Source organism: Chloroherpetonaceae bacterium (assembly GCA_025056565.1).
Taxonomy (GTDB): Bacteria; Bacteroidota; Chlorobiia; order Chlorobiales; family Thermochlorobacteraceae; genus Thermochlorobacter.
In genome coordinates this window covers 264,124-287,830 of the sequence record JANWWA010000001.1, presented here as the reverse complement: position 1 = coordinate 287,830, position 23,707 = coordinate 264,124, and the positions used below count along the sequence as shown (strand labels likewise).

The following is a 23,707-nucleotide window of genomic DNA, read 5'->3' as shown; positions in this document are numbered from 1 at the left end:
AGCACGCAAGGCGCTCCCGAAACACTTACCGCGATGGCCTTCAACTTGTGATGCGCCGTAATTTAATCAACGCGCTTAAATTTTTTGGTCTCCAGCTTGTAGAGCCGCAGCACCCCATCTTCAAGAATGGGTAAGGCTTGTGAGGTGTCGAGCTTGGCAGCAAACTCGAGGTCTTTGGAGAAGCCAATAGTAGAGAGGTAGCGACCGTGCTCACTTTCTTTGAGGGCGGCAAGTTCATTGCCACGAAACTTTTCATAGAGAATGCGTGCCGAGAGAGCAGAGTCGGAAAGCGAGATGACTTGCGCTTTTTTGTCGGCAAGCAATTTATCGACCAGAAGCCCCGCACAGAGTGCATCTTCTAACGAGAAGCGATTTTCCTTGCCAGCGCAGACAATCGCAAGATTGTAATCAATGTTTTCAGGTCGGACCAGAAATTCTTTGACGATGGAGATGTTGATAAAGGCGCCAATTGTGGTCGTTTTTGCGCTCCGAGCTTTGAGCACGGCTTTGGTGCCGTTGGTGGTGCAAAAAATGAGCGGCTTGCCAGCGACCACTTCGGCGGTAAATTCTTCGGGTGAGTTGCCAAGATCGAAGCCCTCAATGATTTTGCCGTGTCGCTCGCCGCAGAGAAGAGGCTGTTCATTGAAGAGGCTGCTGGCGGCAGAACGAGCCTCCTCAATGTCCGTGTAAAGAGCAATTTCTTTGGCGCCATTTTGCAGGGCAACAATGATGCTGGTGCTGGCACGCAAAACATCAATGACGACGGCGTGCCGCTCACGCAAATAATCATCATCAAACCCCTCTGGCGTAAAGAAGACATCAATTTTCATTGACGATGCCGTTGTGGTTTAGTTCTTCTGGGCAGACACTGCAGCCTGCCGTCGTGCTTTTGAGAGAAATGGGAGACGCACTACTTGAGCGTCATGTAGCTGCCCTCGTATAGATATGTAGATGCGTGAACCCGCTTCACGATGCTCAAGCAGGACATATCCCGTGCCGATGGGTTTGTTGAGCGTAGGAGAAAGCGTGCCGCTACAGACCGTGCCAATTTTCTCACCATTTGGCGAGAAAATCTCAAAGCCTTGACGGGCAATGACGCGCCCCATCAGTTCAAACCCGACCAGTGTTCGGCTTAAATGTTCAGCGGCATAGAGGCAAGCGGCTTTGCCTTTGAAAGTGGGCTTGTGAAGTTTCGTAATCCACCCAAGCCCAGCTTCAATAGGATTGGTAAAGTCAGTAATTTCATGCCCGTAAAGCGCATAGCCCATTTCAAGACGCAGCGTATCGCGTGCGCCCAATCCGATGGGCATAATATCAAACTCACGCCCTGCATCAAACACGGCTTGCCACACTTGCTCTGCATACTGATTTTCGAAGCAAAGCTCAAAACCATCTTCCCCTGTGTAGCCCGTGCGCGCAACATACATCGGCACGCCTGCAAGCACGCCGTGTGCAAAACTGTAGTATCGCATCTCAGAAAGCGAGAGAAGCGTGAGTTTCTGCAGGGTGGCTTCAGCGTTGGGACCCTGCACCGCTAAAAGCGAATACTCATCGGAACGATTGATGAGCGAAAGGCGCGGCGGTAAGTGGCGACAAAGCCACGCCCAGTCTTTTTCAATGTTGCTCGCATTGACAATCAAGAGAAAATGGGTGGCGCTAATGCAATAGACAATAAGGTCATCAACGATACCGCCATCTGGATAGGTGGCATCGCCTTCATAGAGCATCGCATTATACTGGGCACGCCCAGGCACAAGGCGACTAACATCATTGGTAAGCATCTCGTTTAGAAACGCCTGCGCACCCTCGCCAATTAGCTCAAACTCGCCCATGTGAGACACATCAAACACGCCTATTGAGCGCCGCACAGCGTGGTGCTCCTCAAGAACGCTACGGTATTGAACTGGCATTTCGTAGCCGCCAAACTCGACAAACTTTGCGCCCAGCGATTGATGAACACGGTATAACGGCGTGCGCTTCACGGAGCGGAGAATTTCCTTCAATGGTTAATGAAAGCACAAAGATACGAAAAAACTAGGGCGTTTTAAATTAGTGTGAGAGGAAGTATAGCCAAGTTTCTTGCAACCGCATACATCTCTGAAAAGTTTGTGCATAGCTCGGAGAGAAAGGTTGCCGCAAATCCGATTAAATGTCTAACTTAGAGCAAGCAAAGGAAGGGGGCGAAAAATGAGCTGGCAAAAGGACGACCTTTGGCAAAATGGCAGTGCTCACGAGGACGGAGCGCCTGAGCAAGACGAAGAAAAAATCATTCTGCCACAGAAAGGTAGCATCGGTGAGAAACTACGAGCACGCAACCAGAATCGCTCGCTGCTTGGAGGACTGACTTTCACAGAAATTACGGGCTATGGGTTTTCCTTGCTGTTCTTTACGCTTTCTGTAGGAGTGTATTTTCAGCTGGGACGCAATCCTATCACTGAGCAATACGGCGTGACGCTTTCTGCAGTGCTGGTGCTCTACGGCATTTATCGCTTCGTGCGCACGCAAAACTGGACGCGCGCAAGGCTACGCCGTGCGGAACTGCGCAAACATCGTGAGCGCCTGCGCTTGGACAATTGGAACGACGAGGAAGAATAGCACGGAAAAATTTCCCTGCATTTTTTTGCAACTTCTTGCATAGCCTAAAATTTTTTCTTATCATTGTCCAGCGCCAAAAATGAACGCACTAGCTTTCTCTGTGCAGGTTTGAAGCAGCAGTATCGCTTCACGCAGAGAGGCAAAACAAAAATGAACGATTGTAGTATGCAATCCTTCTCCAACATCGGCGATGCGGTCAAGCAGAACTTGACTGGCATTGCACCTGAGATGCCCGCCATCCTGACCGTTCATTCTTGGCTTTCGCTGCTGCAATGTGATGCCTCAGCTGCTGACTTTGTTGGCACTGCAAAGATGAAAATTTTTTCAAGGTGCATATTCCAAAAACGTCAGACAGTAATACAGTGCGCCAGCACAGGCTGACAAGAAAAGCTGCAAACACCGCTGCCTCAAAGAACCTTTCGAGCGAACATTTCAAGCCATACCCTTTCGGTATGAAAGTGTCTGTAATGCCATAAGGCGACATTGATAGAAGTATGGAAGTGAAGCAAGCAATATCCAGTGAGCACGCTGGAAAGCATACGGTTGCAGAAGTGGTCAAGAACCTCTTGCTGCTGACCAAACCCACGATTATGCTGCTGGTCGTGTTTTCAGCGGCGGTGGCATTGTGCTTAGAAGGCAGTCTGCTCACAGACCCGCTTCGCTTCGGATTGATTCTCTTAGCAGTCTATCTGACAGGCGGTGCAGCAAATGCGCTCAATCAATACTTTGAGCGTGAGATCGATGCCCAAATGGCGCGCACTCGGTTGCGTCGACCACTCCCGCAGGGCAAACTGACGCCCAATCAAGCCTTAGGGTTTAGTGTTGCAATTGCAGCAATAGGGGTTGGGATTTTTGCCGCTGCATTTAATTGGCTGAGCGCCACTATTACGCTTGCAACGATTCTGTTCTACGGCTTTTTCTACACGCTTTGGCTCAAGCCCACTACGCCACAGAATATCGTCATCGGCGGTGCGGCAGGCGCGATGGCACCGATTGGCGTTTGGGCCGCCGTAACAGGCAATGTAGCACTGGAAGCCTATCTGCTCTTCCTCCTTGTCTTTTTCTGGACACCACCACACTTCTGGGCACTGGCAATGCTATGCAAGGAAGACTACCAAAAAGTGAACTATCCAATGATGCCTATCGCAAAAGGTGATGAGGTGACACTGCGGCAAATGGTCATCTATACCACTATGACCGTTGCAGTCTCGCTTGGGCTTGCCGTGCTCATTGGCGGCTATGTCTATTGGATTGTGGCGTCGGTCTTAGGCGGACTGTATATCAAGAAAACCTTTGATGCACAGAAAAATCGGGGGCGAGAAAAGATGCGTGCGCTATTTAGCTACTCGATTCTTTATCTCTTCGGACTCTTTACTGCGCTGGTGATAGAGAGCGTGGTGCAACGAGTTTTTGCATAAACAAACAAACTGGTAGTTGGAAGTATGGCACAGCTATTCCCAAGATGGACAAACAAATTTCCAACAGTCTTTGCGATTAGTTTTGTTGGAGGGCTAGCGCTGGTAGTGTTGCTGATTTGGTATTACTGGTCCCCCAAAGCGCTCGATGTGGGCTACAGACCCAAGCAGCCTGTCCCATACAGCCACAAGTTGCATGCAGGCGACTTAGGGCTGGATTGCCGCTACTGCCACACAACTGTAGAAAAAGCGGCTAATGCCAGCGTGCCACCTACGCAAACCTGTATGAATTGCCACGAAAAGCATGTCTTGCCTAAAAGCGAAAAGCTGCTACTGGTTCGAGAAAGCTGGACGACGGGCAAACCCATTGAGTGGATTAAAGTGCATAAGGTGCCCGACTACGCCTACTTCAATCATAGTGTTCATGTCAATGCGGGCGTAGGCTGCCAGAGCTGCCATGGCAATGTAGCGCAAATGGACGAGCGAGGCGTGATGCAGGTTGAGCCGCTCTCCATGGGTTGGTGTTTGGATTGTCATCGCAATCCAGACCCGCACCTGCGACCCGTTAGCGAAGTGACCAATATGAACTGGGTCGTGCCTGCCAACCAAGCCGAATTAGCGGCAGAAATCAAAGCCAAAAAGAAACTCAATCCGCCGACGGAATGCTCGGCTTGCCACCGATAAACCAAAAAAGTGTAGAAGTATGAAACGCACACCGCGACCGAAAATTGACCAACCCCTTACAGGCAAGAGGTATTGGCGCAGTTTAGAGGAAGAAGTCAACACGCCTGAATTTCAAGAGTGGGTTGAGCGAGAGTTCCCCGAAGGCGCTATTGAGATGAGCGACCCCATTTCACGGCGCAAATTCTTAACGATTATGGGCGCATCGTTCCTATTAGCTGGGCTGGCTAGCTGCCGTCGCCCTGTAGAGAAAATTGTCCCCTATGTCAAAGCGCCTGAGGACATCACGCCCGGCATTCCGCAGTATTACGCCACGACGATGCCATTTGGTCTTTCAGCATTGGGCATATTGGTGCGTAGCCACGAAGGCAGACCGAACAAAATTGAAGGCAATGAAAGGCACCCCTCGAGCTTAGGCGCAACGAATGCTTTTGCACAAGCGGAAATCCTGAATCTCTATGACCCTGACCGCTCGCAAGTGGTAAAGCATCTGGGAGAAAAATCGTCGTGGCAAGCCTTTACAGAATTTTGGCGAAATGAACTCTTGCGCCAAAAATCGCAGAATGGTAGAGGCTTAGCAATTCTCACTGAATCGTTTGCGTCGCCTTCGCTGGCGCGCCTAATGAATGAGTGTCTGAAAACCTTCCCCGAAGCGAAGGTCGTCGCTTATGAACCAGTAAGCGATGAAAATATCTATGAGGGCGTGCGCCTTGCCACTGGCGAAGTATTGCGTCCGCTCTACGACTTTCGCGCAGCAAAGGTCATCTTGTCGCTCAATGCCGATTTTCTCCTAAAAGAAAGCGAAAGCGTAGCAAACGCCCGAGCGTTTGCAGAGGGGCGACGTGTAGCGTCCGAAAAAGACTCAATGAATCGGCTCTATGTGGTGGAGGCGGCATACAGCGTAACGGGGGCGATGGCAGACCATCGCTTGCGACTGCAAGCCCGAAAAATCGGCGCATTTGCTGCAGCCTTAGCTGAAGAATTGCAACGACAAGGAGTGGCAATTCCAGGCACAGAAACCCTGCAAGCGCCAAGTGAAGACTTCGACAAAAAGTGGATTGAAGCACTTGCCAGAGACCTCATTCAGCACAAGGGCGAATCGCTGGTTGTGGCAGGACGAGAGCAACCTGCAGCCGTGCACGCCTTAGCGATTGCTATCAACGCCGCACTGGGAAATCTGGGCAATACGCTTTCTTTCGTGCCGTTCAAAGATGCAGCGCTGCCGAGCCGAAGCGAACTGGTAGAGCTGGTAAAAGCGATGCACGAGGGCAAAATTGAGACGCTGGTGATGCTGGGTGGCAACCCTGTCTATAATGCACCAGCAGACTTGGATTTTGCCAGTGCCTTGAAAAAAGTGAAAACCTCCATTCACCTGAGCTATCACGACGATGAAACATCGGCACTGTCGACTTGGCATTTGCCGAAGTCGCACTTCTTGGAGTCATGGGGCGATGCGCGCGCTGCAGACGGCACCGCCAGTCTGATTCAGCCGCTCATTGCACCGCTCTTTGACACACGCTCTGTGATAGAGGTATTAAACCTGCTAACCACAGGCATTGATGGCAAAGGCTATGCACTGGTGCAAGAGACTTGGAAGCAGCAAACCGGTCTCTCAGGCATCGCCTTCGAGGATTTCTGGCGCAAAAGCCTACACGACGGCGTGATTGAAAACTCCGCCTCACAGAAGCTGGTGCCTTCGCTCAAAGCTCAAAGCCTTGCGCAGCTCTTTGCGCAAAAGCCATTTGAAGTGGCAGCCCGAGAGAACACGCTGGAACTGTGCTTCCAGCCCTCTACGGCAACCTTCGACGGGCGATACGCCAACAATGCTTGGCTGCAAGAGACGCCTGAAGCTATTACCAAAATCTGCTGGGATAATGCAGCACTAATGAGTCAGGGCACCGCCAAGCAGCTTGGGCTGAAGCACAAGTTTGCCTTGAGTGAAACGCATCGTGAAGTGATTGCCCTGCGATTGGGCAATAGGCAGGTAGAACTGCCTGTTTGGGTTGTGCCCGGACATGCCGATGGTTCCATCACTGTTGCACTGGGTTACGGTCGAACACGTGTGGGACGTGTGGGCAATAGCGTGGGCGCAAACACCTATGCGATTCGCACCAGCGATGCCATGGACGTTTGCTCTGGGGTAGAAGTCATAAAGACTGGCAAGACAATGCTAGTGGCCTCAACGCAATACTATGGCTATATGGATGGACGCGCTATCGTCATTGAAGGCACACTGGCAGAATACCGAGAAAAGCCAGACTTTGTGGAATCGCACCTCACAAAGTATCCACCGTCCAAGCTCTACGACTCGCCTTACAAGTATGACCAAGGACATCAATGGGGAATGACCATTGACTTAAATGCGTGCATTGGGTGCAATGCATGCGTGGTGGCGTGCCAGAGCGAAAACAATGTGCCTGTCGTGGGCAAAGAGCAGACTGCAAAAGGTCGGCATATGCACTGGATTCGCATTGACCGATACTTTGTAGGTGAAGGCGATATGCCTGAAATGGTCTATCAACCTGTTGCTTGCCAGCATTGTGAAAATGCACCGTGTGAGCAAGTTTGCCCTGTGGTCGCAACGGTACACGACCAAGAAGGTCTCAACACAATGGTCTACAACCGCTGCATTGGCACGCGCTACTGTGCCAATAACTGCCCCTACAAAGTGCGCCGCTTCAATTACTTCAACTACCAGAACGACAATGTGGTCTGGAATCGGGAGATTCCTGAAATCACCAAGATGGCGATGAATCCTGAAGTAACCGTGCGCTCACGCGGCGTGATGGAAAAGTGCACCTACTGCGTGCATCGCATTCAGACCACGAAAATTCTGGCAAAGAACGAAGGCCGAGATGTGGTAGATGGCGAGATTATGACTGCTTGCCAGCAAGTTTGCCCGACGCAAGCAATTGTGTTTGGTGACATCAGAGACCCTAATAGCAAGGTGTCGCAAATCAAAGCGCAAAACCGCAACTATGCGCTCTTGGGTGAACTCAATGTCAAGCCGAGAACCACTTACTTAGCAAAGTTGCGCAATCCAAACCCTGAACTTGAACAACAAAAAGCATAAAGGAGAGAAGTATGCTACGCCGTTCTGACATCTTTTTTATGCTCTCGGCATTCGTGGCGTTTGTCCTTGCAAACATGCTGCTCATTCAGGGCAAGCTAAACGAAGCACTCTTTGTAAGCCTCTGGGTGCCAACCAACTTGGTAATGGGCATTTACTTCCGAAACATTGCAACCACTGCGCCAAAGGAGTAAGCTATGGATAATCAAGTGATTTTAATTGCGGGTATCGTCGTAACGCTGCTGGCGTGTATAGGCATCGTCTTTGCGCTTCAAGAGATGAATCCAAAGAGCATTCGCACCTTCGATTACTTCTTTCTGGGTGCGGTCATTGTGGCTTATGCCTTTGGCAACTATCTCTGGTTTATTGAGAAGAATCAAGATGCTGGGCAAATTGTAGCGATTTGGGTCGTCGGAAGTATCTCGCTGGGGCTGTACTTCCGCAGCATTGTAACTCGAACACCGATTAACCAAGATTGAACCGAAGGAGGGCAGTGCGATGAGCGACACGATGTTACTGATATTCGGCTCACTGATTACTGTGATGCTAATCGGTGGGATTCTTTTTTCACTGTTGGAGTTTAAGCGAATGCACGATAACCCTCGACCAGAAAACATTACTGACCGTGTGCCGCCAACCAATACCAAGTCAAAGCAAAACACCCGAGTTGCCAAAGATGAATACTGATGCAAACAAAGCAGAGTGGCAAGTCGCTCGCACTGCTCAGTGCTACACATCGCTATAAGGCATTGTGACGGCAAAAGAAAGTTTCTCTGAACCGTTCAAACGAGAAAGCGTATGCAAGCAACACTTGAAACTGTGGAAGAAAAAAAGCGGCTGGAAGCTGTAGACCGACCGCTCATTGAGGGAAATCCAACCTTTCACACAATTACGCAAGATGTCAGTGAAGTAACAGAGAATCCTGCGCCCAAAGCATGGTGGATTGCTTTCGGTATTTCCTTTGCTGCTGCCTTAATGTGGCTCGGCACGGTAACTTACCTTGTCTTCAAAGGCATTGGTATCTGGGGTAATCAAACAACCGTCGGTTGGGCGTGGGACATCACCAACTTCGTCTGGTGGGTTGGTATTGGACACGCTGGCACACTCATTTCAGCCGTCCTTTTTCTCTTTCGCCAAAAGTGGCGCACCTCTATCAACCGCTTCTCCGAAGCCATGACGATTTTTGCGGTTATTTGCGCCGCCAGTTTTGTGTCGCTTCACACAGGTCGGCAGTGGCTGGATTACTGGCTGTTCCCCGTGCCTAACCAGATGCAGATGTGGACAAACTTCCGCTCTCCCTTGATGTGGGATGTCTTTGCAGTTTCCACCTACTTTACCGTTTCGGTGCTATTCTGGTATGTGGGCTTAATTCCTGACCTTGCCGCGCTACGCGACCGCGCAAAGCCCGGACTACGCAAATACATTCTTGGATTTTTCGCAATGGGCTGGCGCGGCGGCAATCGCCAGTGGAAACACTATGAAAAAGCCTACCTGATTTTGGCAGGACTGTCCACGCCACTGGTGCTTTCGGTGCATAGCATTGTCTCGTTTGACTTTGCCACCAGTATTTTGCCCGGGTGGCACACCACAATTTTCCCACCCTACTTCGTCGCCGGTGCCATCTTCTCAGGTTTTGCGATGGTGATGACGCTGGCTGTGCTGGCACGCATCGTCTATCCCAAAATGCAAGCCATCATCAACATGCAGCACCTCGAGAAGATGAACATCATTATGCTAGTGACAGGCATGATGGTCGGTTATGCCTACGGCTGCGAGTTTTTCATCGCTTGGTATAGCGGCAATGAATACGAAGCGTCAATTTTCATCAAGCGCGCCACAGGTCCATATGCTTGGGCATACTGGTCAATGATTTTCTGCAATGTGGTCGTGCCACAGGTCTTCTGGTTCAAGAAATTGCGCCAGAATATCCCCGTAATGTTTATTGCGTCCATTCTCATCAACGTGGGAATGTGGTTTGAGCGATTTGTAATTACCGTTACCTCGCTTTCGACCGACTTCCTGCCGTCAAGCTGGAAATACTTTACGCCCACGATTTTTGATGTCATGACCTTCGTGGGATCATTGGGGGTCTTTATGACACTCTTTCTGCTCTTTTTGCGCTTCATACCGATGGTCGCAATGTTTGAAGTCAAAGGCGTCTTGCCCCAAGCTAACCCGCACTGGGAAGGCTATGGGCATCACGACAATGGACATCACGAGGCATCTTCACACCAGAGTGGCGCAAAAGCCGAAGCTGAACTTAGCGTGAAAGGAGGACACTAATGAACGAGATTCAAAATCAGCCTTTGCAAAACGGTGGCACACAAACGCTGGAGGAGCTTAAACGCAATGCTGAGGCGGTAAAAGATGAAGCACGCCAAATTCTGATTGAAGCTGAAGCGGAAGCCGTCATTGCAGAATTTGACAATCCAGCAGAACTCCTACGCGCCGCCAAAAAAGTGCGCGAAGCAGGCTACGACCGATATGAATGCTACTCGCCGTTCCCCATTCACGGAATGGATGAAGCAATGGGGTTACGTCCCTCCATACTTGGCTATATCGTCTTTGGCGTCGGATTCTGCGGTTTTCTCTTTGCGGTCTGGCTGCAATGGTGGACAAATGTAGTGGACTACCCGCTGGTGTTTTCAGGCAAACCGTATTTCAGCTTGCCGACTTTTGTGCCCGTGATGTTTGAGCTTATGGTGCTGACTTCAGCCTTTGCCGCAATTATTGGAATGTTCTACCTCAACAAAATGCCACGCTTTTTCCACCCAATGTTCTACTCTGAGCGCTTCTGCTCAAAGGCTACGGACGATGGCTTTTTCATTGCGATTTTTATGTGGGACAAGAAATTTAATGTCCGAGAAATCAAAGCCTTCTTTGAGAAAATTGGTGGCAAAAATATTGAGGTGGTGCATCGCCCGATTGAAGAGATTGAAATTGAGCACATCGCTCAACAAAAAATGGAGGCAGTAAAATGAATTTGAAAGTAAGTAGCAAAAGTCAGGGGCTTGCAATCATTGGGGTATGGACGGCTGTGATGGTGCTGGCAGGTTGCGGCGTGCGCGGTTTGCCAAGTGAAAATCCACCCATTCACCCCAATCCGAATATGGACACGCAAGAAAAGATGAAGCCCTTTCGCAAGAGTGAATTCTTTGAGGACGGCTTGGCAATGCGTATTCCTGTTGCAGGCACAGTTCCGCGCGGTGGCTTGCGTGAAAATAGCGTCTATTACACGGGCATTAGCAAGACTGGCGACACGGTAAAGGTAATCCCGATTGATGTTACAATGGAGCTTCTGCAGCGTGGTCAGGAGCGATACAACATCTATTGCGCGCCGTGCCACAGTCGCGTCGGGGATGGCAAAGGCATCATCGTAGAGCGAGCGGTGCAAGGCGGCTATCTTGTGCCTGCGACAAACTTACATGAGCCACGATTGCTGGCTGCACCAGACGGACATCTGTTTGCCGTCGCCTCAAATGGCATTCGCAATATGGCAGGCTACAAGCATCAAATTTCTGTGCAAGACCGCTGGGCGATTGTAGCTTACATTCGAGCCTTGCAGCGCGCTCAACACGCCTCTATTGCCGATGTGCCTGAAAATGTTCGCAAGGAACTTATCAAGCAGTAAGGAGAAACTATGAGCGTTCAAGAACTGAGAATCACCAAAGACAATCACTTTGGAAAAATCGTCCTTGCTGTGGGAATTGCGGGGCTGATGGCGTCAGTGGCTGGCTTCGCAATGAACCGCACAGAATTTTTCCATGCCTATCTTGTCGCCTATTGCTTCTGGCTGGGCATTTCGCTGGGCAGTCTCTTTTTTACAATGCTGCACCATGTTGTCAGTGCCGACTGGAGCACGGTCTTTCGCCGCATCTCTGAATCCTTGATGATTACAATGCCCGTGATGGCGGTGCTCTTTATTCCAGTCGGGCTAGGCATTCACGACCTTTATCATTGGTCGCACCCCGAAGCCGTGGCAGCTGACAAGGTGCTGCAGCACAAAGCAGGATGGCTCAATACAGGGTTTTTCCTAGTGCGCGCGCTAATCTACTTTGGCATCTGGACAGCGCTGGCATACTCACTCTACAAAACCTCGCTCGAGCAAGACCGGCGCTACGATGAACGCCACCGACCAACCTTCAAGGCAATTAGTGCCCCCGGCATCGTGCTGTTTGCGCTCTCGCTCACATTTGCAGCATGGGATTGGGTGATGTCTTTAGACCCACATTGGTATTCTACCATTTTCGGCGTCTATATCTTCGCCGGAGCGTGGTGGTCGACACTGGCGTTCATTGTCTTCTTTTCGCTCTACCTACGCTCACAAGGCGTCTTGGCAAATGAAATCAAAGTTGACCACTACCACGATATGGGCAAATTGATGTTCGGCTTTACCGTCTTCTGGACTTACATCGCCTTTTCGCAATTTCTGCTCATCTGGTATGGCAACATTGAGGAAGAAACCATTTTCTACAAGCATCGCTGGGAACACGGCTGGCAGTATGTTTCCATTTTCTTGGCAATAGGGCACTTTGCAATTCCTTTCTTTACACTGATGCCACGCGCAGCAAAGCGAAACCTGACGGTAATGCGCATTATCTCAGTATGGATGCTTCTGATGCAGTATGTCGACTTGTTCTGGCTGATAATGCCGAACTATGGGGCACACGGTGGCGAGCACGCTGTGCATGGCGTACATCTTTCGTGGATACACCTTGCAACCTTTGTGGGCATCGGTGGCATCTTCCTGTGGTTCTTCTGGCAACGCCTAACTTCAGCGCCACTTTTGCCGATTGGCGATGCACGCCTGAAGCTCTCGCTAGAATTTCATCAGTGAGTGCACAGTTAGTTCAAACAAGTTCCCGAAAGGAGAAACGATATGCTTGAAATGCAGGAAAAAAAGCAAGTCCAACAGGATCTGGAAAAGTCGGAAGAAAAGCCGATACAGCCTGTGGTCCTCTCACCTGATGAGGTCTTCAAAGATGCAGAGATTGATTACGAGCGACAGGACGTCAGTGGCAGTCGCATCATTGGCTCGTTTATCATCGGCACCATCTTGGTAGCTATTGTAATGTTTTTTATCACGCAATACTTCACAATTAGCCGAGAGCGAGAGATGCTGGAGCATGCCTTGAAGCCCGAATCCAATCTTTTGCGCGATGTGCGCCAGCGAGAAGAAGGCATGCTCAAAAGCTACAGAGTGATTGATGAAAAGAAGGGCATCTACCAAATCCCGATTAGCGAAGCGATGAAAATTATCGCTGATGAAGCATATCAGCGAAAGAAAGCAGCACTGGAGATGCAGGAGGCAACTCCTCCAAAGAAAGAGGACGCCAAAACAGACCTTTCGACAAAGGAGATAGGCGGCAGAAAGTAGTGGCAAGTTTCCGTGTCCCGCTTCAATTGGGTGGGCGCTAGTGCAGAAGAGACTGAGAAATAGCGCAATGCTCTCAACATTATTCTTTATGATAGTGCTGACCGCTGTGGTATTAGGAGTGGGACTAGTGGGCATCACAATTGCAAGAAAGTTGATCAAGCCTGAAAATGAAGAGGGAGACTAAGGAAAGAAGTGAGAAGCGAGGAGTGAGAGTGGAGGGTGAAGGCAAAGCAGTGGTAGCAACCTGAATAGGGAGTGCTATGTGTATTAGTAGGTGAGCAAACCTGTGTAGTGAGTAAGAAAGAGAAAAGACGAAAATGATAAGACAGATAGCTTACATCGTGCTGCTTGTGCTATGCTATGCGAGCATTGCAAGAGCACAACTCATTGAGGAAAAGCCAAGAGCGTTGCAAGGCATTGATGTTGTAGAGCGTTTGGGCGAGACGATTCCAGAGACCTTGACTTTTCAAGATGAAACAGGCAAGACGGTAAGACTGGGCGATTACCTGCACAAAGGCAAGCCAATTATTTTGGTGCTGGCATATTATCGCTGCCCAATGCTCTGCAATATGGTCTTGAATGGCGTCTGTGAGGCTGCAAAGACCCTCAGTCTGACCTTGGGCAAAGATTACACAATTCTGACTGTCAGTATCGACAGCCGAGAGACGTGGGAGCTTGCAGCGGCAAAAAAGACACGCTACAAGGAAGCCTTTGGTAAGCCAGGCGTCGAGGAAGGTTGGTTTTTTCTTACAGGTGCAGCAGAGCATTCAAAGGCATTAGCTGACGCTGTCGGATTCAAGTATTTCTATGACAAAAAGCGTGATGAGTTTGCACACCCTGCGGTGATTATGCTGCTTTCACCTGAAGGAAAAATCACGCGCTATGTCTATGGCATTAGCTACAAAAACTTTGACTTAAAACTTGGGCTGATTGAGGCTTCACAAGGCAAGGTGGGCACAACCATTGATCGGCTCATTCTCGCATGCTTTCACTACGACCCGCAAGCAGGTAGCTATGTACCTGTGGCAATGAACATTATGCGCATCGGTGGCGTCATTACGCTCGTTGTTCTGACAGTGATGCTGGGAATGTTCTGGGCACGTGAGAGTCGACGCCACAAGCAAAAGGGAAACTTGAGCGTTGATATTCCGCAAAACTAAGCTTGTTCAACCAATTCTGGAGTGCAATTATGAATCCAAAACCTGCAAGCAGCTGGGTGCCACCCGAAGCATCAAGCATCGCACACCAAACCGATGGGCTAATTATCTTCATTGCAAATGCCAGTGCAATTCTTTTCGTTGCTGTTTCTCTGGTTTCGCTCTACTACCTCTGGAAGTATCGGCGCAGAGGCGAAAAGCCGACCTTTACCTCCTCAATTGCGCATAACAATCGGCTGGAACTCATCTGGACAATTATCCCAACCATACTGGTCTTCGTTGTCTTCTTTTGGGGCTTTACGTCCTATATGGATATGCGTGTCATTCCAGCCAACTCAATGGAAATCAAAATCACAGGCAAAAAGTGGTTCTGGGCATTTGACTATCCGAATGGGAATAATAGCGTCAATGAACTGGTGGTGCCCGTTGGCAAGCCGATTAAAGCGCTCATTTCCTCAACCGATGTGATTCACAGCTTCTATGTGCCCGCATTTCGCATCAAGATGGACGCAGTGCCCAACCGATACACGACGGTGTCTTTTACGCCAACTGAGGTGGGCACATATGATATTTTCTGTGCTGAATATTGCGGCACCAGCCACTCTGGAATGATTGGTAAAGTGCATGTCAAGACTGAAGCAGAATACAAAAAGTGGCTTGAAGAAGCCGAGAGCGGAGGCAAGATGTCGCCTGTGGAGTTTGGAGCAAAACTCTATGTCTCCAAAGCCTGCGCCACTTGCCATAGCATTGATGGGAGTGCGAATACAGGTCCGACTTGGAAAGGCATTTTCGGCACGAAGCACAAAATGGCAGATGGCTCAGAAGTCTTAGTTGATGAAAACTACATTCGCCAGTCCATTTTGGAACCGAATGCGAAGGTGGTTGCAGGCTACCAGCCTGTAATGCCAACCTATCAAGGTTTGCTGAAGGAAAAGCAAATTGAGGCGCTAATTGAGTATATCAAGAGCTTGAAGTAACAATAACGCCAGAAGAAATAACCTCAAACAAACCAAGAAAAGGAGTGAACTATGGCAGCACTGCAAGAGACCGGTGCGATAAGTGCAGTCAAGACAAAAGAGAGCGAGACGACCAGAAATTATCTGAACTCGCCGAAGGGCATCTGGTCGTGGATTTACACGCTCGACCATAAGCGCATCGCTCTACTGTATCTCTTTACAGTAATGGCGTTCTTCCTTGCAGGTGGCATCTATGCATTACTGCTGCGCTTTGAGCTATGGTTTCACGGCGCAGGACTGCAAACCGAAGTAATGAAGCGAGGACTGGTTGGACCTGACACCTACAACCAGCTCTTTACGATGCACGGCGCAATTATGGTTTTTCTCTTCATTGTGCCAGCAATTCCAGGTGTCATTGGCAACTTCGTCCTGCCGCTGATGATAGGTGCAAAAGACTTGGCATTCCCAAGGATGAACTTAGCAAGCTACTACGTCTATCTCTTCGGTGCGCTGTTTTGCATCTACTCCATCGCCTCTGGCGGTATTGATACAGGCTGGACGTTCTACACGCCATATAGCGTCGAGACAAAAGGTTCAGTCATTGCAATGACGCTGGGTGTCTTCATTATGGGCTTTTCCTCAATTTTTACGGGCATCAATTTCATCGTAACAATCCATAAAATGCGAGCGCCCGGCATGACTTGGTTTAATATGCCGCTGTTTGTGTGGGGCATCTATGCATCGTCAATTATTCAGGTAATGGCAACACCTGTCTTGGGTATTACACTGCTGCTCCTCATCCTTGAGCGCGCTTTCGGTATTGGCATCTTCGATCCCGCACTCGGTGGCGACCCTGTGCTCTATCAACACTTCTTCTGGTTTTACTCGCACCCTGTCGTGTATGTAATGATTCTGCCAGCAATGGCAGTTATCTCAGAGCTGATTACGACTTTTTCGCATAAGAAAATTTTCGGCTATAAGCTCGTTGCCTTTTCCAGTATAGCTATCGCAATGGTGAGCTTCCTTCTATGGGGACACCATATGTTCACCAGCGGTCAGTCTGAACTAGCCGCAACGCTCTTTTCCTTCCTGACATTTCTTGTGGGAATCCCGTCTGGAATTAAGATTTTTAACTGGGTCGCAACGATGTATCGTGGTTCGCTGTCGTTCAATGCACCGATGCTGTATGCGCATGCGTTTCTTTCTCTCTTCTCAATTGGCGGTCTCACAGGGATTTTCTTGGGCGCACTCTCAGTTGATGTGCACTTGCACGACACCTACTTTGTAGTTGCACACTTCCATTACACAATGATGGGCGGTGCCGTGATGGCATTTCTGGGTGGCTTACACTACTGGTGGCCGAAGATGTGGGGCAAAATGTATGACGAATTCTGGGCAGCGATTTCCGCCGCACTGATTTTCATCGGCTTCAACGTAACATTCTTCCCACAATTCATTATGGGCCTGCAAGGTATGCCACGCCGTTACTATGCCTACCTTGACCAGTATCAGACCATGCATATGCTCTCTACGTTCGGCACTTGGATTCTGGCACTCGGCTTTATTGTGATGGCGATTTACCTCATTCACTCGCTCTTCAAGGGCAAGCCTGCCCCACGAAACCCATGGTATGCTTTGGGTTTAGAGTGGACGACTACTTCACCACCGCCAACGGAAAACTTTGTGGGTAACCCGCGTTTACTCTGGGGTTGCTATGACTACGACCGCGTGATGATGGATCAAGATGGACTGGTGACCTTTAATCCGAACTTCAAGGACGAACACGAACACGACAAAAAGAAGCCAAAAGAAGACGGCAAGGCACGCTACGAAACCACTCGTTCTTTCAACTAAGCATTCAGCAAAGCGTTGCTTTTATTGGATGCGACGATGGGCAAGCAGCAGCTTGCCCATCTAATTCGCTCAAGATGCTCTTTTGCAACACTTGCGTTAGTTTGGTTGCTGAATCAAGTAGTGCTGACGAAGCCACTCTAAAAGTCCCTGACAGGCTTTTTCTAAAAGATCCAGCACATACTCAAAATCACGGTCATCACCGTAGTAAGGGTCGGGCACTTCCTCAATGCCCGTCTCAGGCGCAAAGCTCATCATCAGCCGAAGTTTATGTTGATGCTCAGCAGGGCAAAGACGCTTCAAGGTCGCAAGATTACTTTTGTCCATTGCCACAATCAAGTGGTAGGTGTCAAAGTCCTTACGGTGAATTTGCCTTGCACGGTGCGCTGAAATATCAATGCCCCGGCGAGCTGCTGCATCCTCGGCACGACGGTCAGCAGGCTCACCAATGTGGTAACTTGCCGTGCCCGCAGAGTCAACTTCAACAAGATGGAGTAACTGAGCCTGCTCGAGCTGTTTGCGAAAAACGCCCTCCGCCGATGGAGAGCGGCAAATATTGCCTAAGCAAACAAAAAGGATACGTAGGGGATTCGGCAGTGGTGTAGTGGACATTACTTAACCAGTTTTGAAATTTCTTTGAAGACGGGCGTGCCAGCTTCACGCAAAAGCTCAAAAAGTGACATTTCCGTGCTGGTCAGGGTGGCGCCCATATCCTTCATTCGAGAAAGACCAAGTGCGCGATTTTCTGCCGAGCGCGATGAAACCGCATCAGCCACCACCTCAACCTCGTAGCCCTCTCGAAGCAAATCGCGAACCGTTTGATAGACGCAGATATGTGATTCAATGCCAGCAACCAGCATCTGTCTGCGCTGAAGAGCACGCAGCGCATCAAGAAAACGCACTTCTCCGCAGCAACTAAAGCTCATTTTTGTAATAGGTGACACATCGGGCATCAGGGCTTTCAGTTCTGGCGCAGTCTCGCCTAAACCTTGCGGGTATTGCTCAGTAAGCACAATAGGAATGCCCAGAAGTTTCGCTCCCTGAATAAGGCGTCTGAGGTTTGCAAAGAGTGTTTCCCTGTCGTGCATGAGAGTTGCGAGTTTTCCCTGCACGTCAATCACGATGAGTGCCGTTTGGCTTTGTTCAAGCATACCCGAGAGGATTACATAGTGTATAGCACAAAGATGCAAAACTTGCAGCAAATTAAGAGAAACCAAGCGAAGAGTGTGCCACGCTGATGGGAGATTGAGTGAAATAGCGGGGGGCACTTAGCGCACGGCAGAAAATTTTTGGCAAATGAAACTTTAGAGCCAAAACTTCGCTTAAAGTGGGCGTAAACTGACTTCTGGTCATTTAATGACCAATCGTCAAAAAATGCCTGCGTGAGTGTAGCGCGCAGTATCCGACATTTGCCATGAGCATTACAGAACGAAAGGAGCGTGAAAAGGCAGAGCGCCGTCACGCTATTCTCAAAGCAGCCAAGGAAGTCTTCTTCAAGCATGGCTTTGAGCACACGTCAATGGATATGATTGCGGCTGAGTCCGAGTTAGCGAAAGGCACGCTCTACCTCTATTTCAAAAGCAAAGAAGAGCTGTATGTATCGCTGGCCGAAGAAGGCTTAGAGACGCTCGATGCCATGACTCAGGCTGCGCTAGCCTCTGCAAAAACGGTGGAGGAGAAGTTGCTGGCGCATACCGAAGCCTACTACGATTTTGCGCAAGCGCACCCTGCTTATATGCAAATCTTTATGGCAATCCACACTGGCATTTTGAACGACAAAGTGGAGCCTGGGCGCTTGGCGCAACTTCAAAACGAAAAGTGGAAGCGCTTTACACAGGTGGAAAACCTGCTTAGAGAAGGTATCAAGCAAGGCATTTTCCGACGCAACATCAATCCCAGAGAAATGGTACTGATGGTCTGGTCTGCTATTTCAGGCGCTATGATGATGTCTTCTGAACGATGCAATCACACTGCACTTTTTGAAAACATTGACCGCAAGCAATTTGTGATGAATATCGCAAAGGTGTTTTTGCACTTTGTAAAGGTGAAATCTGATGTAACAATCGTGAGCGCAGAAAAGTCACCCAAGCGCCGTGCAGCGGTGGCTCACGACGAGGCATAAGAGTCCGTTTCAAACGCTCAATCAACCTAAACTGCTATGAAAACGCTACGAAATATTGTAATTGTGGTGGCGCTGTTTGCTGGCATTATTGCCATTCTGCTCAACAACAAAGCAAAATCCGATGCAAAAGCGGCAAAAAGTCAAGAAACGGAGAAAGCCGTATCGGTGGCGACCATAACTGTCGGGCGGTCAGTACTAAGTGAGACACTCTCGCTCATTGGCACGATAGTAGCAAACAACGATGTCGCAATTGTCTCCGAGACCGCTGGACGTGTGGTTGCGGTGTATGCAAAAGTAGGCGACTACAAGCCAGCTGGCTCGGTGCTAATGCAAGTCGACGATGAGTTGCGGCTGGCAAACTTGAAGTCTACAGAGGTGGCTTACGAAAAAGCCAAAAAAGATCTCGAGCGCTACGAAGCTTTGTTCAAAGAAGGGGGGGTAACAGAAGCACAAGTTGAATCGGCTCGCCTAAACTTCAAATCGGCAGAAGCACAGTATATCGTAGCGCGTCGCCAACTACGAGACACACGTATCACAACACCTATCTCGGGCATTGTAACTGACCGCAAAGTCGATGTCGGTGCAATGGTGAGTAACGGAATGGTCGTGGCAAATGTGGTCGATATTTCTAAGCTGAAGCTCAAGGTGAATGTGGCGGAAAAAGATGTCTTCAGGCTGAAGGTTGGTGAGGAAGTGGAAGTGACAACCGATGTGTATCCGGGCGTTAAGTTCAAGGGTGAGATTTCCACAATTAGCGCAAAAGGCGATGAAGCTCACACCTACCCCGTTGAAATTACACTTAACAATAGCAAAGAATACCCCTTAAAAGCAGGGATGTTTGGGCGCGTCACTTTCACATCGCTAAGCCAACGTGAAGCACTCGTAATTCCACGCGAGGCGCTGTTGGGAAGTGTGAAGGCTGCACAAGTGTTCGTGGCAGAAAATGGAGTGGCAAAACTGCGGCGCATTACGGTTGGTAGAGAAGCGGGCAAGTATCTGGAAGTGATAGATGGTTTGCGTGAAGGTGAAGAGCTAATTGTGAGCGGACAAAATAACCTGCGAGATGGCTACGCTATTAACGTCATCAAATAGCGGTCTAATTTTGCACAAACCCTAAACGAGCAAAAGAGAGTATGTCAATTACGAGGTTACTGATTCAGCGCTCTACGCTGGTTGTGGTGTTGTTTGCAGTCTTGGCAGTGTTTGGCATTTACGGCTACACGCAGATGCGCTACGAGCTTTTGCCAAAGTTCAGTGCACCAGTCATTACCATCACGACGGCTTATCCGGGCGCTTCGCCAAATGAAGTTGAAAACTCGGTTACCAAACTCATAGAAGATGCGGTCTCTGGCTTAGATAAAGTTGATGCGATTACAGCGACATCAACTGAAGGAGCGTCGTTTATTGCAGTAGAGTTCAAGCAAAACACTGATGTAAATGTTGCCCTGCAGGATGCGCAGCGCAAAGTTGATGCAATTATTCCACAGTTACCAGCTGATGCCAAAAAGCCCGTGCTCTCCAAAATTGCCTTAGATGAAATTCCAGTGCTGCGAATGGGGCTCACAAGCAGAATGCCAGAAACGGAGTTTTACACGTTTGTAACAGAAAAATTGCAACCGCGCTTAGCGCGCATTGCGGGCGTAGCGCAAATTGTGCTCATCGGCGGCGAGCAACGCGAAATCAAAATCAATCTGAATGCGGAAAAACTGAAAGCCTACGGGTTATCGCTACTGCAAGTTGCCAATGCCATCAAGAATGCAAACCTTGACTTCCCAACAGGGCGGGTCAAAGACACCGATGGGCAGTTTGTCGTGCGCTTAGCAGGCAAGTTTTCCTCACTGGACGAGATTCGCAATCTGGTCGTGGGGCGCTCTAAGCAGGGTGGCGAAATTCGCCTCGCTGACATTGCCGAAGTCGAAGACGGACGCAAAGAACCTACCAACATTAACCGCATCAATGGCAAATCCTCTATTGGTATGCTGGTCAACAAGCAGGCTGATGCCAATGCGGTTGAAGTCAGCAAGCTGGTGCGTGCCGAAGTAGAAAAAATTGAAAAGGAATATGCTGACAAAGGGGTGCGGTTCGACATTGCGCAAGACGGGTCAACCTTTACGCTGGATGCCGCTCACGCTGTGCAAGAAGACTTAGCGCTGGCTGTTTTGCTGGTTGCCTTAGTGATGCTGGTCTTTCTGCACAGCATCCGCAACTCTTTCATTGTGATGATTGCGATTCCTTGCTCGCTTATTTCCACCGTTGGCGTAATGTATTTCTTGGACTACACCTTTAACCTAATGTCACTCCTTGCATTGTCGCTGGCAGTAGGCATCTGGGTTGATGACTCAATTGTGGTGCTGGAAAACATTTACCGCCGTTTGGAGCTGGGAGACGACAAAATTACAGCAGCGGTGCGTGGGCGCGATGAAATTGGCTTTACGGCACTGGCAATTACGCTCGTAGATGTCGTAGTGTTCGTGCCACTGGCGCTAACAGGTGGTATTATTGGCAACATTATGCGCCAGTTCTCTATCGTAATGGCAGTCTCCACACTCTTTAGCTTGCTGGTGTCTTTTACGGTGACGCCCGTCTTAGCCTCGCGCATTTCACGGCTCGAGCATCTAACGAAAGATACGCTGATGGGACGCTTCGGAATATGGTTTGAAGGGCTGTTCAAGCGCTTTACTGATAAATACATTGAGATTTTGAAGTGGTCGCTGCAAAATCGCTGGAAGGTCTTTGGCTCGGCTTTCTTGATGCTGATTGCTTCATGCTCACTTTTCCCGCTGGGCTTTATTGGAGGAGAGTTTATTGCACAAGCTGACCGTGGTGAATTTTCTGTTGCACTGGAACTGGCTCCGGGCACAAAGCTGGAGGAAACCAACGCACTGTCGCAGAAGGTGGAGCGAATGCTGATGGATATTCCTGAGGTAGAGAAAGTAACAGCCAATGTAGGGGCTTCTACTGATGGATTTGTTACGGCGTCATCGAGCAACCTTGTTGACATTAGCGTCAAACTGTTGCCAAAAGAGGAGCGAGAAGCGCGCGGAATGCGCTCAACAACCGATGTCAAGCTCTATGTAAAGCAGATGACGCAAAACATTCCAGGTGCAAAAGTGCGCGTCAATGACATTAGCATTTTCGGCACGGCAAACCAAACACCGATTCAACTTGTCGTGAGCGGTCCTGACCTCGATAGCGTAAAGAAAGGCGCAGTGCATCTGAAAGAGATTCTAAAAGCCACAAAAGGTGCAACCGATGTGCGGCTCTCGGCTGAAGACGGCAATCCCGAAACGCGCATTGAAATTGACCGTGACAAGCTGGCGTTCTTCGGACTATCTATTGCAGAAGTAGGAGCGGCTTTGCGCATTGCCTTAGCAGGTGATAATGATGCAAAGTTTCGTGAAGGTGATACCGAATACGACATTCGCATTCAGCTTGATGAATTTGACCGCTCCAACACCGAAAACATTGGCCATCTCACATTTGTCAATCAAAAAGGACAGGTTATCGAGCTAAAGCAATTTGCGAACATTTATCAAACCACAGGTCCTACCAAGCTGCAACGCCGTGACCGTAACTATGCAATTGTCGTCTATGCACAGCTAGCAGGTCGCTCACTGACCTCCGTGTGGCAAGATGCGCAAAAAGCACTGGCACAAAATCCGATGCCGGTTGGCGTAACGATTGCGCCACTGGGCGACCTCAAAAACCAACAAGAAGGTTTCGGTAGTCTTGTGCTGGCGCTGGTTGCAGGACTAATTTTTGTCTATCTCATTATGGTGGCGCTCTACAACTCTTACAAGTATCCGCTGGTAGTACTCTTTTCTATTCCGCTGGCAGTCATTGGGGCACTGCTGGCTATTGCGCTGGCTGGCAAGAATATGAGCATCTTTACGATGCTGGGAATGATTATGCTCTTGGGTTTGGTCAGCAAGAATGCGATTCTGCTGGTGGATTTTGCAAACCGTGCAAAGTCGGAAGGACTCAACACGATTGAAGCGCTCGTTGAAGCTGGTCGCGAGCGACTTCGCCCAATTCTAATGACCACGCTGACAATGATTTTCGGTATGATGCCAATTGCGCTCTCAGGTGCAGCAGGCGCAGAGTGGAAAACAGGACTAGCTTGGGCGCTTATTGGCGGCCTTACTAGCTCAATGTTCTTAACACTCGTCATCGTGCCGATTGTCTATTACTGGTTCGATAACGTTGGCAATGCGCTAGCAAAAGTGAAAGTCTTTGCACGCAAGCCAGTCGAAGAAAAGGTCATTGAGCCTGTGCCTGAAGCCGTAAATTTTCAAGCAACAAAATAAACCTGTTCGGTATCGTTTTACACGGCTCTCCAAAAGCGAGAGCCGTTTTGTTTATGTAGCCCGCTTGAAGTTTTGCTGAAAGCACAACTGGCTCAAAAAGAAGCGCTGGTGGAGCGTCCTGCACTGTGCAATGCTCTACGGACACTTTGGCGGCACTTATTTTTTTTCGCTATATT

At 49.4% G+C, this 23,707-nt stretch carries 23 protein-coding genes; 19 read left to right on the top strand and 4 right to left on the bottom strand.

What is annotated here, in order from left to right; genetic code table 11:
- Positions 1-62: 62 nt before the first annotated feature.
- Together NZM05_01280 and gcvT are read right to left on the bottom strand one after the other, a co-directional pair.
- Positions 63-830, bottom strand: a complete 768-nt coding sequence (locus NZM05_01280; GenBank protein MCS7012250.1) for a 2-phosphosulfolactate phosphatase — start codon at positions 828-830, stop codon at positions 63-65.
- Between the two features lie 18 nt (positions 831-848).
- Positions 849-1,982 (bottom strand): glycine cleavage system aminomethyltransferase GcvT, encoded by a 1,134-nt coding sequence (gene gcvT / locus NZM05_01275; protein ID MCS7012249.1) that lies wholly within the window; start codon positions 1,980-1,982, stop codon positions 849-851.
- A 205-nt stretch (positions 1,983-2,187) separates the two neighbouring features.
- Between gcvT and NZM05_01270 the strand changes: the two genes are divergently transcribed.
- The 16 genes from NZM05_01270 (at position 2,188) to NZM05_01195 (ending at position 17,105) form a co-directional block, all read left to right on the top strand.
- Positions 2,188-2,595 carry a hypothetical protein gene (locus NZM05_01270; GenBank protein ID MCS7012248.1) on the top strand — a complete coding sequence of 136 codons (408 nt, stop codon included), beginning with the start codon at positions 2,188-2,190 and terminating at the stop codon, positions 2,593-2,595.
- Positions 2,596-2,760: 165 nt separating this feature from the next.
- Positions 2,761-2,976: a hypothetical protein gene (locus NZM05_01265; protein ID MCS7012247.1), complete on the top strand. Its 216-nt coding sequence runs from the start codon at positions 2,761-2,763 to the stop codon at positions 2,974-2,976.
- Positions 2,977-3,089: 113 nt separating this feature from the next.
- Complete coding sequence (locus tag NZM05_01260) at positions 3,090-4,013, top strand: heme o synthase (protein MCS7012246.1); 924 nt, start codon at positions 3,090-3,092, stop codon at positions 4,011-4,013.
- A 24-nt stretch (positions 4,014-4,037) separates the two neighbouring features.
- Positions 4,038-4,694 (top strand): cytochrome c family protein, encoded by a 657-nt coding sequence (locus tag NZM05_01255; GenBank protein ID MCS7012245.1) that lies wholly within the window; start codon positions 4,038-4,040, stop codon positions 4,692-4,694.
- Positions 4,695-4,713: 19 nt separating this feature from the next.
- Positions 4,714-7,764, top strand: a complete 3,051-nt coding sequence (locus NZM05_01250) for a TAT-variant-translocated molybdopterin oxidoreductase (protein MCS7012244.1) — start codon at positions 4,714-4,716, stop codon at positions 7,762-7,764.
- Positions 7,765-7,775: 11 nt separating this feature from the next.
- A complete protein-coding gene (locus NZM05_01245) occupies positions 7,776-7,955 on the top strand; it encodes a hypothetical protein (GenBank protein MCS7012243.1) in 180 nt (59 codons plus the stop codon).
- A gap of 3 nt (positions 7,956-7,958) precedes the next feature.
- Complete coding sequence (locus tag NZM05_01240; protein ID MCS7012242.1) at positions 7,959-8,240, top strand: hypothetical protein; 282 nt, start codon at positions 7,959-7,961, stop codon at positions 8,238-8,240.
- A 19-nt stretch (positions 8,241-8,259) separates the two neighbouring features.
- On the top strand, positions 8,260-8,448 hold the full coding sequence (locus tag NZM05_01235) for a hypothetical protein (GenBank protein MCS7012241.1): 189 nt from the start codon (positions 8,260-8,262) through the stop codon (positions 8,446-8,448).
- Positions 8,449-8,580: 132 nt separating this feature from the next.
- Positions 8,581-10,044 carry a polysulfide reductase NrfD gene (nrfD, locus tag NZM05_01230; GenBank protein MCS7012240.1) on the top strand — a complete coding sequence of 488 codons (1,464 nt, stop codon included), beginning with the start codon at positions 8,581-8,583 and terminating at the stop codon, positions 10,042-10,044.
- The gene (locus NZM05_01225; GenBank protein ID MCS7012239.1) at positions 10,044-10,742 is read left to right on the top strand and encodes a DUF3341 domain-containing protein; all 699 of its coding nucleotides are present in this window, start codon (positions 10,044-10,046) and stop codon (positions 10,740-10,742) included. Before nrfD ends, NZM05_01225 begins: the two co-directional genes overlap by 1 nt.
- On the top strand, positions 10,739-11,392 hold the full coding sequence (locus NZM05_01220; protein ID MCS7012238.1) for a cytochrome c: 654 nt from the start codon (positions 10,739-10,741) through the stop codon (positions 11,390-11,392). The genes NZM05_01225 and NZM05_01220 overlap by 4 nt, the downstream gene beginning before the upstream one ends.
- Before the next feature lie 9 nt (positions 11,393-11,401).
- Positions 11,402-12,598, top strand: coding sequence for a hypothetical protein (locus NZM05_01215; protein MCS7012237.1), 1,197 nt, complete (start codon positions 11,402-11,404; stop codon positions 12,596-12,598).
- Between the two features lie 42 nt (positions 12,599-12,640).
- Complete coding sequence (locus NZM05_01210; GenBank protein MCS7012236.1) at positions 12,641-13,138, top strand: hypothetical protein; 498 nt, start codon at positions 12,641-12,643, stop codon at positions 13,136-13,138.
- Between the two features lie 317 nt (positions 13,139-13,455).
- Positions 13,456-14,298: an SCO family protein gene (locus tag NZM05_01205; protein ID MCS7012235.1), complete on the top strand. Its 843-nt coding sequence runs from the start codon at positions 13,456-13,458 to the stop codon at positions 14,296-14,298.
- Positions 14,299-14,327: 29 nt separating this feature from the next.
- A complete protein-coding gene (coxB, locus tag NZM05_01200; protein ID MCS7012234.1) occupies positions 14,328-15,272 on the top strand; it encodes a cytochrome c oxidase subunit II in 945 nt (314 codons plus the stop codon).
- A gap of 51 nt (positions 15,273-15,323) precedes the next feature.
- Positions 15,324-17,105: a cbb3-type cytochrome c oxidase subunit I gene (locus tag NZM05_01195; GenBank protein ID MCS7012233.1), complete on the top strand. Its 1,782-nt coding sequence runs from the start codon at positions 15,324-15,326 to the stop codon at positions 17,103-17,105.
- Positions 17,106-17,201: 96 nt separating this feature from the next.
- Here NZM05_01195 and NZM05_01190 read toward each other — a convergent pair whose 3' ends face one another.
- A complete protein-coding gene (locus NZM05_01190) occupies positions 17,202-17,714 on the bottom strand; it encodes a low molecular weight phosphotyrosine protein phosphatase (protein ID MCS7012232.1) in 513 nt (170 codons plus the stop codon).
- Entirely contained in the window at positions 17,714-18,253 is a 540-nt protein-coding gene (locus NZM05_01185; protein ID MCS7012231.1) for a hydrolase, read from the bottom strand. Before NZM05_01185 ends, NZM05_01190 begins: the two co-directional genes overlap by 1 nt.
- Positions 18,254-18,516: 263 nt before the next feature.
- Here NZM05_01185 and NZM05_01180 point away from each other — a divergent pair, with 263 nt between their 5' ends.
- Genes NZM05_01180 through NZM05_01170 form a run of 3 tightly spaced genes read left to right on the top strand, consistent with a single transcriptional unit; the run spans position 18,517 to position 23,531 of the window.
- A complete protein-coding gene (locus NZM05_01180; protein ID MCS7012230.1) occupies positions 18,517-19,224 on the top strand; it encodes a TetR/AcrR family transcriptional regulator in 708 nt (235 codons plus the stop codon).
- 36 nt (positions 19,225-19,260) lie between these two features.
- The gene (locus NZM05_01175; GenBank protein ID MCS7012229.1) at positions 19,261-20,316 is read left to right on the top strand and encodes an efflux RND transporter periplasmic adaptor subunit; all 1,056 of its coding nucleotides are present in this window, start codon (positions 19,261-19,263) and stop codon (positions 20,314-20,316) included.
- A 41-nt stretch (positions 20,317-20,357) separates the two neighbouring features.
- Positions 20,358-23,531: an efflux RND transporter permease subunit gene (locus tag NZM05_01170; protein MCS7012228.1), complete on the top strand. Its 3,174-nt coding sequence runs from the start codon at positions 20,358-20,360 to the stop codon at positions 23,529-23,531.
- Positions 23,532-23,707: the final 176 nt, after the last annotated feature.